At 43.8% G+C, this 13287-nt stretch carries 11 protein-coding genes; 4 read left to right on the forward strand and 7 right to left on the reverse strand.

The features are described 5' to 3' along the window. Positions 1-9: 9 nt before the first annotated feature. The 4 genes from EWE74_RS04980 to EWE74_RS04995 all read right to left on the reverse strand — a co-directional run bounded on the left by EWE74_RS04980 (position 10) and on the right by EWE74_RS04995 (position 7926). Positions 10-3336: a SusC/RagA family TonB-linked outer membrane protein gene (locus tag EWE74_RS04980; protein ID WP_130140394.1), complete on the reverse strand. Its 3327-nt coding sequence runs from the start codon at positions 3334-3336 to the stop codon at positions 10-12. A gap of 12 nt (positions 3337-3348) precedes the next feature. Further along, the gene (locus EWE74_RS04985; protein WP_239018555.1) at positions 3349-5952 is read right to left on the reverse strand and encodes a zinc-dependent metalloprotease; all 2604 of its coding nucleotides are present in this window, start codon (positions 5950-5952) and stop codon (positions 3349-3351) included. A gap of 142 nt (positions 5953-6094) precedes the next feature. After that, positions 6095-7459, reverse strand: coding sequence for a sensor histidine kinase (locus EWE74_RS04990; protein WP_130140395.1), 1365 nt, complete (start codon positions 7457-7459; stop codon positions 6095-6097). A 242-nt stretch (positions 7460-7701) separates the two neighbouring features. Next, positions 7702-7926 (reverse strand): helix-turn-helix transcriptional regulator, encoded by a 225-nt coding sequence (locus tag EWE74_RS04995; protein WP_262708717.1) that lies wholly within the window; start codon positions 7924-7926, stop codon positions 7702-7704. 118 nt (positions 7927-8044) lie between these two features. On the opposite strand from EWE74_RS04995, the gene EWE74_RS05000 reads away from it, so the two are divergent. Beyond that, positions 8045-9253 carry an ATP-binding protein gene (locus tag EWE74_RS05000; RefSeq protein ID WP_130140397.1) on the forward strand — a complete coding sequence of 403 codons (1209 nt, stop codon included), beginning with the start codon at positions 8045-8047 and terminating at the stop codon, positions 9251-9253. Between the two features lie 35 nt (positions 9254-9288). Here EWE74_RS05000 and EWE74_RS05005 read toward each other — a convergent pair whose 3' ends face one another. Next, entirely contained in the window at positions 9289-10023 is a 735-nt protein-coding gene (locus tag EWE74_RS05005; protein ID WP_239018556.1) for a M90 family metallopeptidase, read from the reverse strand. Next, the gene (locus EWE74_RS21520) at positions 9957-10142 is read right to left on the reverse strand and encodes a DUF4260 family protein (protein WP_206365138.1); all 186 of its coding nucleotides are present in this window, start codon (positions 10140-10142) and stop codon (positions 9957-9959) included. The genes EWE74_RS05005 and EWE74_RS21520 overlap by 67 nt, the downstream gene beginning before the upstream one ends. Before the next feature lie 319 nt (positions 10143-10461). Here EWE74_RS21520 and EWE74_RS05015 point away from each other — a divergent pair, with 319 nt between their 5' ends. The 3 genes from EWE74_RS05015 to EWE74_RS05025 all read left to right on the forward strand — a co-directional run bounded on the left by EWE74_RS05015 (position 10462) and on the right by EWE74_RS05025 (position 12856). Next, complete coding sequence (locus tag EWE74_RS05015; protein WP_130140399.1) at positions 10462-11673, forward strand: ATP-binding protein; 1212 nt, start codon at positions 10462-10464, stop codon at positions 11671-11673. A 74-nt stretch (positions 11674-11747) separates the two neighbouring features. Beyond that, positions 11748-12092, forward strand: a complete 345-nt coding sequence (locus tag EWE74_RS05020; protein WP_130140400.1) for a hypothetical protein — start codon at positions 11748-11750, stop codon at positions 12090-12092. Positions 12093-12232: 140 nt separating this feature from the next. Then, positions 12233-12856, forward strand: coding sequence for a hypothetical protein (locus tag EWE74_RS05025; protein WP_130140401.1), 624 nt, complete (start codon positions 12233-12235; stop codon positions 12854-12856). Positions 12857-12880: 24 nt separating this feature from the next. On the opposite strand, the gene EWE74_RS05030 is transcribed toward EWE74_RS05025, so the two are convergent. Next, a complete protein-coding gene (locus EWE74_RS05030) occupies positions 12881-13249 on the reverse strand; it encodes a DUF4260 domain-containing protein (RefSeq protein ID WP_239018557.1) in 369 nt (122 codons plus the stop codon). Positions 13250-13287: the final 38 nt, after the last annotated feature.

Below are 13287 nucleotides of genomic sequence, written 5' to 3' on the forward strand. Positions count from 1 at the left end.
TAAAAAGCGTTAAAACTGAGCAGATAAACCAAACGTAAACGATTTGGTTATCGGCTGCGCATAGAAGTTCCCGTATGTTTCGGGATCAAAATAACCGTCATACGAATCGCCGAATACGAAGAGGTTACGTCCTTCCACATTGAACCGGATATTACCGGCACCTATACGTTTAGCGATCTTGCTCGGCATGGTATAACCTAAGCGAATGCTATTAATGCGGACGTAACTCATGTTTTTTGCCCATATGTCGTAATATCCGAAAGATTTAACCGGATCATTGTCCATCATCCAACTGTACGCAATCCAGCGCGCATTGTCTTCTATATTCGTACTGCCCAAAGCTGGCAAACCACCTCCGTTAAGCGCATCCATCACCAAGTTGGATTGGTTCATACCCCGATCCACACTTGCCGGGTTGTACGGTGGTGTCGCACGCATCCATCTGTCCAAGTTGAATGCCGCCGATACCGCTAAATCAAAATGATCAAAGCGGAATCTATTGGTCATACCACCCACAAACTTCGGGTCGGCATTCCCTAAATAACGGAATTTACTCCGATAGGTATCTGGCGTAAGTTCTGTAGCAACCATATATCCCGGTAGGAAATCAGCCCAAGGATCGTAAAGACCATAAAATTCTTCGAAAGCTACCGTTTCTCCGTCCGCTCCCTGGAACTGCATCAAGCCATCGGCGTCCAGTCCTGCTGTCGGTAGCACGAATATAGAGTTGATTGGATACCCTTCCTGATTATCCAGTATGTACGATTTTGGATCCGCCAGTACTTTCGTAAGCTTATTGTTATTGTGTGCAATATTAAAATCCGTTCCCCATTCAAACCGGTCACGCACGATGTTCCTACTGGAAATCATGAGTTCGATCCCTTCATTTTTCACCGCTGCCCAATTCCGGTGGATATTTTCAAAACCGTTCTCCAACGCAAGTTGGCTCACACCGATAACGTCCGTACTATTGCGGTTGTAATAGTCCACCGTAACGTTTAACCTATCTGACCAAAGACCAATATCAAGTCCTGCGTTCCAAGTCTGCGTACGTTCCCAGCGCAATTTATCATTTGCGGGCATATCCACCACGATAGTTTCTTCATTAGATCCGGGTAATAACATTCCAGTACTATACTGACCAATGAAAAAAGGATATGTATTGCGGTCGACGTTCCCCTGTATCCCATAAGATGCGCGTAAACGCAAGTTCGAAATAGCAGGCACTGCCTCCATAAACGATTCTTCGGTTACAATCCAAGATCCCGCAAGCGACCAAATCGGTAGAAACCGATATTTTGGATCTACGCCAAACATATTCGATCCGTCGTAGCGAATACTACCGAATAGGTTATATTTACGATCCAATGTATAGGTCGCATTCGCAAAGAACGACGCATATGACGTTTCGTTGATCCCTTTCGCGTACTGACGATATATTGCTTGATTTGCAAAGTCCGAAGTCGGAAAAATTAGAGGTTTGGTGGTCAAGGTGACCGGATTAAACCCAAACCCCTTTGTAGAGATCAATGTATTTTTACTTCGTCGAAGTTCTGTTCCGCCCATTACATCCAATTCATGGCGCTCTCCAAACATCGTATTATAGCTTAAGAACGACTTCCAATTGTATTGAAAACTACTGTTTGCCGTATTTTCGATAATTCCACCTTCCGGCAAAAAGTATTTCTCGCCCCCGCTATAATATCGGGTTCTTTGATACATCTTACGTCTGTAATAGCTATCCTGATCCATAAATTTCTCCGAACCGACTTCATCAAACTGCAAACCAAGTTCCGTACGGATATTCAGGTTATGCAAGATATCGTACTGTAAGTAGGAGATCGCCTTAAGCGCTTTATTGGATAAACTATATTTCGTGTTCTCCCGTTCTTCCATCGCATTGAAGGGTATATACGTATCACCCTCGTAACCTTCAATATCCGGATCGTACACATATGAGCCATCCTCATTTCGAATCGCCAGATATGGATTGACCGTATGGGCGTAGTAACTTGGATTAGTGAACGCATCCTGATCCTGAATAGGATTATGCCGATTGGTGATCGATCCCAAGAGATTTACCCCTGCTGTTAATCGGCTGTTAATACGGAAATCATTATTCAAGGTGATGTTACAACGATTCATATCGACATTATACGTGCTTCCCTTCTCGTCGAAGTAGCCCGCCGAAAGATAGTAGCGATGGCTTTCCGTTCCGCCCGAAACCGACGCATTATATTGCTGATTGATCGCATTTCTAAATAAATTATCCGCCCAATTATATTCTTGTCCCCGCAACGCATCAATTGCATTTCTGGTTTCAGCAGACAAAGCCGTTAATCCGCCCGCACGAAAAGTATCCCATTCGTCTGCGGATGTCAACAAGCGCGCAATGGCACCTTTACCCGACCGGTAAGTCAGATCAGCGCGCTTCGCCATTTCCAGTTCAAAATCTACTTTTTGTGAGGCATTCATCAAATTTAACCGGTCGAAGTCGGGACGCTGCGTCACAAACGTATTCGCAGAAACGCTGACCTTTGCCGGCCCCGCTTGTCCACGTTTGGTGGTGATCACGATTACGCCATTCGCGGCACGTGCACCATAGATTGCTGTAGCCGCAGCATCTTTTAATACCGTGATATCCTTGATATCCTCCGGATTTAACCCCGCGATGGGCAGATTTCTTAGCGTGTTTATATCGTCCTTATCCAGGCGATTCGGTAGCTCAGTGCCTTCTACAGGTAGGCCGTCAACCACCCACAAGGGATCCTGCGTACCATTCATCGAAACCGTACCCCGGATACGGATCTGCGATACGCCATTTGGTCCACCGCTTAAATTGGAAAACTGCATACCCGGTATCTGTCCTTCCAGCATCTGTTCGATACTCGCCACGCCCGACTGCTTGATTTTTTCAGCATCGATTTTTGTGTAAGCTGTGGTATTCTTCCGCTTCTTGATATCACTGTAACCCGTCACGATCACCTCTTCCAAGGCTTCATCGGCTGGTTGGAGCAGAAACGTTTTCCGTCCCTGATAAGTTCCCACACGCAAACTTTCATACCCCATAAAAGAAATGGTTACGGCTTTTACATCATTTGGTATCTCCAGCACAAATTCGCCCTTGCTGTCGGTTATGGCCCCCAATACCGACTGTTGGAGCTGTCCTGCGACTCCTGTCTGCTCTGATACCGTCGAGCGGTCCACCGTAACGGCGGCACCCGCAATTGCCTGGTTGGTTACCGCATCCAGCACGCGCCCTTCCAACCTTGTTATATCCTGTGCCCGGCTTATATGCACACAGCATATCATCAAAATAATTACTATTCTATACATTAGAAATATTTGTTAGTTATTCATATTTAAAGTGACACCAATACGTAGCAGAAGGTCTTCATAGTGTGCCTTCGTCGCTGCATTGCCTGTGTTGCTAGCCTTCTTCAGCAACTCGTAAATCCGAAGTAGTTCCCCTCTTTTCAACGTCAGCATATCCGATGTTCTGGCCATACCTGTTACATGTACATTCCGCAGCCTCGTCTCGGTCTGGCCGTGCTCATGCCACGGGCAGAGCGATGGATTTACGGCTGTTAACAAGGCATTCACCTCTTGTATTTTCTTCTCGTTGATTTTTTCCATGGTTTTATTACTCGATACCATCAGCACATCGATATAATTCTGCTGCAACATACGCGTATCCAAATCCAGATTTTTTTTCTGTATGGTGCCCTCAAAAATCACTTTGCGTAACGCATCGAAGAGCTCCATCGCTGTCCATGTCATTTCCGAACCGAAGAGTTTTTCCATTTCGATCATACGTAACAACCGTTCATCCCTTACCAGGCTGTATAGCAAGCTATACTGAAACTCGCGCTGGAGATTATAAGGTGCATATTCAAATACACCTGCCGGACTATCGCGCAGCGGGAACGTCTTGGTCATCAGTTCGGGTACGAACAACCAAGAAGGTATCCGAAGAACCTGCTCTTCCAAGTATGCAAAAGCTTCTTCCTGTGTCGCGCGAGATACCGGGCTATAGGCGCTTTTTCCATCACCCAATACCGGGTTTTCCAGATAAATACCACCTATATTATTGACCACATGATCCGCATAGGTATACCACTGCCCTATTCCACCCATATACAATTTACCCGCTTTATAGTAGTTCTCTCCCTTTACCGTCGTCCATTCGATAATCTGCGGCATCATACGTTTCAGGTTTCGCAGACCATATCGACCTGCCAGCATCGCATTGTCGCCCAGATCTTCAGATTGCGCCCTTGGATCTACCACATTTTTGCTATCCTGCTGCTCACCGTACCAATAGTTCGGATCATGCTGATGCTTCTCTATCGCCTGTCGCAGTGTAGGTAGTTCTTCCCACGGTGTATCCACATCGTACCAGCGATAGGCCCACTCGATAGCATACTTATCATATAGCCCGATCACCGGCGTAATTACCTGTACCCCATCCTCCGGTTGTGCCACATAATTAAAGCGGGCGTAGTCCATAATCGATGTCGCTGTTCCCCCCATCTTTTCGGTAAACGATGGCGAGCGCAAAGAATCGACGGGAAAAGCATGGGAAGATCCCATATTATGCATCAATCCAAGCGTATGCCCTATTTCATGCGAAGAAACAAAACGGATAGCGTGTGCCATTTTTTCGTCCGAGAATGTATTTCCGCGGGCTGCCGTATCGATTATACCCGTCTGTATACGCATCCAGCTATTGAGCACCGTCATCACGTTGTGCCACCAGATGACATCCGCTTCTAAAATCTCGCCCGATCGGGGATCCACGACAGACGGTCCCATCGCATTCGCTTGCGAAGACGCAGCATACACGATCGAAGATACATTGGCGTCATCGGGATCAAAGGATACCGTATCCGGCAGTTGCTTCGCTACGATCGCATTTTTAAACCCAGCAGCCTCAAAAGCTACCTGCCAATCGTACACGCCAGCAATTATCTGTGTACGCCACTGTTTTGGCGTAGCGGGATCAATATAGAAAACGATAGGTTTTTGTGGTTCGACTAGCTCCCCGCGAAGATACCGATCGCGATCCTCCTCTTTAGGTTCCAAACGCCACCGCGTCACCAATTCACGTTTTTCCAATTCCTGCTGTTTATCCGAGAAGTACCAGCGTGGAGTCGTAAAGAAGCCCACTCTGGGATCGGAAAACCGTGGACGCATCGGCTGCTCCGGCAATCCATAGATATTGCTTGTGACCGAAATCGAAATCGGAATCGATGCGTTTCCTTCCGTCACCTTAGTCGAATAGATGGATTTGATGACGATATTATTATCGAACGATTTCATCTGTTCTATCGACGAGATGGCTTTATTCGGCGAAGTACCGAGTCCCAAATTAGCAAATACATCCAGAAAGCTCTTTTCAGAACCATCAAATACCTTATTGACCTTGATAAAAGCCGTTGTGGAGTCCGCGTCGTAGCATACTACCTTAAATGATTCGATAAACGAAGCCCTATAATTGTCTGCTACAGAATAGGCTATGGCATCCTGATGCTTCACATCGACTTTTGGATCGTATTCCCCTACCCAAATTTCTTTTCCATTTTTCCTGGGCATCAACCGGATCACTTTATTCTCGAAATTCATCCCCTTATTCACCCCAGCCTCGTTGATAGCCAATGGTACAGACGACACTTTATGAATCAATAGAAAGTCTTTGTCGAATGCCGTTTTGGGAATCCCAAAATAATAGTCTTCATCCTTTATCAGTACCGTAAACATACCGCTATCGATACGTGCCCCATCCTTAAGCTTTTGGTAAGAAGTGGTAGATACCGCCGTATCTATCCTACTCGCCTTATCGTCCTGCTTTTTATACCCGCTAAAATTTGGCAAAATGGCGCAAGACTGTACAAGCGCCATCAAACACAACGCCAGTCCCACGCCGTTGTAAATCTTCTTTTTGTATCTCATGTGCATTGTATACTGATACGGTTAATAGATAATCAGGGCCTAAAAGTGCTGACAAATAATCACAAACGCAATCTTTAAGCCGTGAACACGCGAAGTAAGGGCGTGAACACGCATATTTAACCGACGAGCATGTTCTTCATTCTTATAAAAAAGGGAGGTAAACCGTAAAATACCCCGCATCTACCCGATAACTAAATCCCTTCCGACCTTCTGCTTGATATACCGAATGGATATAACGCAATCCATATCCTCCACTTTCCGTATCCATATTGCTTTTTGGACTATAGTTGTTGCGGACTACCAGCTGTTCTCCGTCTACGACGATTTGGATGGATAGCGGCGTTAACGGAGTGAACTCATTATGCTTGATAGCATTTTCCACGACGATCTGTAAGCTCCAACGCGGAAGCAAACGCTTAAGATACGTATGATCAACCTGCATATCGGTAGGCGCAAATGCATTCTTGAAACGGATTTCCTGAAGAAAAAGATAAGCGGTAGCCAGCGATAGCTCTTCTTCCAATGATGCATATACATCCGGATCTTGCCGAAGCATTGTTCGGTACATCTTTGCCATTTTGCCAACAAACAATTGGGCGCGATCTTGATCTTGCTTGACCAATTGCTGCAGTGAACCGAGTGCGTTAAACAGAAAGTGGGGATTCATTTGCTCCCTGAGCCGTTCAAAGCGCGCCAGCGCTTGTTCCTTTTGCATATTGGCGTGCTCTAAGGCCAAACGGTGTTCTTTTTTACGCTGAAAATACAAGCTTATTGAAAACGCCCCTACGGTGAATATTAATGTTGTTCCTAGCAGCAGACTGATAAAGAGCACATCCCGGATGGCGCGATCCTGTTCAAATATAGGCACCGAAACGACCATATAGTCTTCCGGTCCAAAGTAATTTAGCGGATAAACAAATTCCCGAACAGGCAAATCCAGGTATGCAGAATGTCGAACTGTACCATTCAACTTTTCATACCAGCTACCTCCATCGGGATGCATAGTTCCCAGTTGAGCTGAATCCGGGCTCATCAGACAAAAACCTTCGGCCGTATAAACGGTTATATATCCCCGTGCATACCGATAGGTATCTCCCAAGTATAGATGAAGTTGATCGAGATCCAGATAAACAGGTAATGTTTCACCTCGCCACTTCACGTTTCTGAAAGGAATCACACCCTGTTCTTGCTCAGCGGCTGTAAAATGAAATAGCCCATGAAACAACGTATCATTAGCGCTACGTGTTTCTGTCGGAAGACCGTCTAGCCCTGCCTGTGCATGCAAAAGTATATCCAAACGCTGCTCCAGCAGGTTCAGTTCCTTTTTTAGCAGAATAGATTGATCCAACGCTTTTATCTCTTCATTTTGACGATTTACCTGATCCATCCGGTCAAATATGATCCGAACCGCCACAACAGCCAAAATCAGCAAAAATATAAAGATAAAACCAAAGACATATATAGACTTGACCTTCCACGAAGACAAGCCACCTACGCTAGACAACACAGCACAAAAATAAAGGAAATTAGATAAATATTATCATTTCTTGGTTAGTTATTATGAGGTTATATCATAACGCTCAACCAACGAGACAAGTTCGAAACTGAGAATCGGACCATACATATGTTGCCCGCGCACGAATATCTTATGCGGTAGATTGGTCGAAACCCCTATTTTAGATGCTGGGCGCATAGCGTTGTTCTTCCAGTACCACAGAGAAGCAATGATTCAAAAGTACCATCAGCATATTACAATTCGGAAGGTAGTGCATGATTCGACACCCCATACACACTTGGCGATATGCCAAAATGCTTCTTAAACAATGTACTAAAATAGCTATGATTTGAATATCCAATCTTATCTGCAATACAATACAGCGTGAGTCCGTTTCCACTTCCCGAAGCCAGCAGTTCCAAGGCTTTTGACATACGAACCTCCGTAACAAAGCCGTGTATCGTTCTACCGAACAACACTGCTGGTCAGCATCAAACATGATCTTTCAACATAAAAACAAGATATCTTCCATTACAAACGGAAGATATCTTCCGTTTAATCTAAAAGATGTATATTTGGTCTGAAAAGTTAGTTATTATGATACGGCAAGAAGAAATTTCGATAGTGATTGATGCGCAACAGGAGACCTTTCTGAAACAAGAACCCGGATTTTTGCGGGATGCACTGCCTCATATTCCTATTGCAGATTCATTTGCATCCATTATCACCGGCATACGCAGGTGCGGCAAAAGCACCTTGTTGTTGCAGTTACTTCGAAGAGATTATCAAGAGGCCATTTATCTCAATTTTGATGACATACGTCTCTCTGGATTCGAAGATACAGATTTACCCCGATTACATCGGGAAATCGAACGACGTGGGATAAACATTCTATTCTTTGACGAAATACAAATCGTAACTGGGTGGGAAAAGTACATAAACCAGCTGTTACGCGAGGGCTATAAAATATTTATAACAGGTTCCAATGCATCGATGCTCAGTACCGAATTGGGCACTCATTTAACAGGCAGGCACCTTTCCATGGAGCTATTCCCTTTCTCCTATTCGGAATTTATACGCTTTAAATCTCTAGACAACGGAGAAGAAGCTGTAATGACCTACCTCAAAAATGGCGGAATTCCCGAATATGTGAAGACAGGTATTCCGCTTATCTTGAACACACTGGTCGATGATATATTAATGAAAGATATTGCAGTTCGACACGCTGTTCGCGATATCAATTCACTGCGACAACTGGCAGCTTTCTTGATTACGAATATAGGCAACTTAGTTTCTGCCAGCAAATTAGTAGGTATGTTCGATATTAAGTCCCCAAACACCTTCTTGGAGTATTTCTCGTTTCTTAAAGATGCTTATTTGATCGATTTTGTTCCTATATTCAATCATTCGCTAAAAGTTCAAGTGCGTAATCCAAAAAAAATTTATGTAATGGATATGGGACTCTACACGGAAAACGCGATATCGCTAAGTGATAACACCGGAAGACGATTGGAGAACTTGGTTTTTCTGCACCTTCGACAAAGGTATCAACATATATTCTATTATAAAGATCGCGGAGAATGTGATTTTATTGCTATGGAAAGAAACAGTGTAAAAGAAGCTATTCAAGTATGTCTTTCCATAAACGACGAAAATTTTAATCGGGAATATAATGGATTGTTAGAAGCTATGCAACATCTCGGCCTCAAAGAAGGTTATATCATAACGCTCAACCAACGAGACAAGTTCGAAACTGAGGATCGGACCATACATATGTTGCCCGCGCACGAATATCTTATGCGGTAGATTGGTTGAAAATCGTATCATCTTGACTAAATATATTAGACTTCAGCCCCACCATAGATATGATCCAACATGCGGTATAACTTTGGATGATCCTCTTTCAGCAAGCTGGGCTTCTTGAAGAAATACTCGGATACAACCGCAAAAAATTCTGCCTCATTGGTACCCGCATACTCCCGGATATCTGATTCGCCCGTTCGGATCTCGCGAATGGTTTTATGCATCTCTTTGATCCAAGGCTCAATCAATGACTTCGGGATAAGATACTCTGGAATGCCATCCACTTCGCCATCGGCCTTATCGATGAGGTGTACAAACTCGTGAATGGCCGTATTGCCTGCGGAAAAGTTCAAAAAACCATTTCGCAAAGCCTGCTGTGATAGGATCATCTTACTGCTGAGGGCCCCCGAACCGACCATCCCGGCGACGTTCCTTTCTTCGCTCGCTGTACTGAAGCGCTCATCAAAATAATCAGGATACACCAGTACTTCGGTGAGATTGCGATAGACCCATAGTTTGAAATGAAAAAGTGGAATGGTAGCACTCGCCGCAATAAGTACTTTGTCCTCATCGGTAACCACTGCACCTTTTTCTGCCGATATCTTGGTATGTTCTAAAAAGTAGCGTACCCTTGTCAAGAACGTTTGCTGTTCCTCGGTAGGCAGATGACGATAAAACCGAACTTGCTTCTCGAGGATCTCTCCCATCACCTCGTCCGTGAAGGCAGCTGGTACTGGAATTTTCTTCGGACCGCCATACCTAAAAATGTACACAATAAGCACAATGGCAAAAAGCACGAGGCCAGTGATAATGAAATAATCCAGCCGAGGTGTGTATGCTTGAAATCATCAAGGTACTTTAGTCCATAGCCGAAAATCCGGTCCATATCCATTTGCTTGGTCGTATCTTCGGGCGGCCATCAGCTTGCTAATATAAAAACCCGAATAGCCATAGTGGTGCTTTGAAAGATATAGGCGAGAAGGTAATAGGCGAACACGTACATGATATGACAGGTCGTTTTGAGCGTATAAATCAAAACAACGAATATTTCGGACTGGAGGGAATCAACCGAGGGCGCAATCCGCTTTCAATATAGCCAATATTTCAAGATAGAAATTGATACGATTAAGTATCCATTTGTAATGGAAACTTTTATCCATTTGTAATGAAAACTTTTGTACATTTGTAATGGATACCAAAATGCAGACAATATGGTTACAGAAGAAACAATAGAACAAGTCATCACGGCTCAACGAGCAAACATGGCACATCGCGGTACAGGGCAACGCAGAGAGGCTCTTTCTTCGTTACCAGATTTAGCCAACTTTGCACTAATCGTATCCGGCATAAGACGTTGTGGGAAAAGCACCCTGCTTTATCAGCTTTTGGATGAGCGATATCAAGATGCGTTATATCTAAACTTTGAGGACCCTAGGTTATATGGGTTTGATCTGAAAGATTTTGTACGTCTGGATAAGATCATTGCACGTCTTGGAACCCGGGTTTTACTATTTGATGAAATACAAATTATAACCGACTGGGAACGATATGTACGGCAAAAACTCGATGAATCTTTCCAGATCGTTATTACTGGATCAAATGCCAGTTTGCTGAGTAAAGAACTTGGCACGAAACTCACCGGACGGCATATTACAAAAGAGCTCTTTCCGTTTTCTTTCGAAGAGTTTGCTGAATTTACTACTAAAAATCATTCACCAGAGTCTTTGGCAGATTATCTAGAAATAGGCGGTTTCCCCGAATACGTCAAACAGGGTATTGAGGATATTCTGCATTATGTTCTGGAAGATATTCTATTACGTGACATCGCCATACGCCATAATATACGTGACGTAGACAAACTTCAAAAACTGGCCCTATACCTTATTTCCAATGTGGGAAAACCAGTTAGTGCCAATAGACTTAAAAGTATAGTTGATATCGGGTCCACCAGCACCGTCACAGAGTACTTATCTTATCTTGAGGATAGCTATTTGATACAATTGATTCCCAAGTTTGATTATTCTCTCCGAAAACAGGCTATCAATCCGCGGAAGGTATATGCTATTGATACCGGGCTCATCAAAGTAAATTCCTCATCTTTTACAAGAGATGATGGAAGGCTTCTAGAAAATCTTGTCTATACACACCTTCGACGGTCATATCAGCAGATCTATTATTTCTCAGAACAACGAGAGTGCGATTTCGTTGTCTTTGACAAAACCGACATCCAAGCAGCTATACAAGTTTGTTACACGCTAAATCAGGACAATCTTGAAAGAGAAATGAACGGGTTGTTGGAGGCCATGGATTTTTTCGGTCTCCAGGAAGGTACCATCGTGACATTTTCCCAGACAGACCGATTTATCGAAGACGGTAAGATCATCCATGTTATACCCGCACATGCTTATTTAGCAACGGATTAATTGCACGTTCCAAAATTCTCATTTTACAAAAGACCTCGGAAATCATACAGTAAACTGTTATTATAAAACCACGTATGATCTGCCGTGATGCACAGCGCTTTATGACGACTATCCATGAAGATATCTACAGAAAGCTTCATACACCTTATATTCTGATAGATGACCACAGCATGCCTGGCAGCGCAGAAGGGGATTTTGTGCATATGCAAGTAAGCGATCATGCTTCCCGTTATGATTTAGCAGTGGGCGCGCATCCAAATAAAGATTGGCAATGGATATGGGACTATTTTGAAGATTCGCAAAAGCTGTTCGCGCCCGAGTTCTGGACGGAACAGGATACTTTTTCTGTTGATCGATTTCTGACGTATATCAAGGAAGGAAAAAACCCCTTTGTTAGCCCTATGTATAACTTCGGATGATCCTCTTGTAGCAATACAGTAGTCGTAAAATCCTTGTTTTCGTGGATTGCTCACGTCATGATTTTTACGGAACTTTAAATTTGTTGATATAGGGGGTTAACATGATAAAGAAAAATTGGACAAAACTAATAGCTTGCGCAATGCTAGGATGTTATGGATTCATGGTTATTGCCGCCTGCTCGAAAGGCACTTCGGATGATCTCTCCTCAAAAAATGAGTTCAACAGCAAAATGAATGGCAAAGCTTACGTAGGTAAGACAAAGTCGACTTTATACCTCGGAGGCTACGAATCGCTTCCTGCAGTAGAAGGCTCAGGTTCGTTTAACATCGACAAGATTAGTGGTGACAGCTCTACACTTGCGCTGGTTGTTGAACTTAATTCCGATGATGGCTTCACCTTTGGCATTCCAGGCAAACAGGATGGTATGTCCTGGCAAACGAATTTTCCGAATGGTTCATGTGTGATTAAGGCGAACGGTGAAATTGATGCAAAGATGATAACAGCTGGCAAAGAAATTACCTGGGACGGACATCTGTTTGACGACAAACTTATGTTAGACATACGGATTAAGTACCTTGAAAATGAGAACGAAATAACAGCCGGGTCAATTTTGGCTACACGTTTGGAATTAGCCAGTGAAGGCAGTGGTGAATCCACTGGAAATGGGAATGGTTGCAAAAATATCGTTTGGGAATCTCGTGCGATTTTCAATATTTACTCTGGAGGTGTTGATCTTATTAATGTACCAGTATGTCATCCATAATGTTATGCGGAAAGATTTCTTACCCTACTTTTTTCTTCCGATCCAGCCGAGGTGCGTATGCTTGAAATCATCACGGTACTTTAGTCCATAGCCGAAAATCCGGTCCATGGCTGCATGGCCAAAAAGGATGATGCCCACCAAGGAAAATACCGGGATCTGGAAGATGAATCCCGCAGCTACAACCAACAATGCCGTGAGTTTATGGTGAAAAATATTGTACGTAACGGCGCCTACACTGGTATTTATCGCGTAGGCCAACATGGAAATATCGGGCAATAAAAGGCAAGCTGGGAAAACCCACCAGGCGTAATCCAGTTGCGTAAACAATAAGATAGCGAGTAAAAACTGTCCTATTTCTTCGAGTTTCAATAGTGTATCCATTTGTTTTGTCATGTTTTCTGAATTTGTTAAAGCAAAGGTCGCCAATAGTT

Origin of the sequence: Sphingobacterium corticibacterium, from assembly GCF_004208525.1 — a bacterium.
GTDB lineage: Bacteria > Bacteroidota > Bacteroidia > Sphingobacteriales > Sphingobacteriaceae > Sphingobacterium > Sphingobacterium corticibacterium.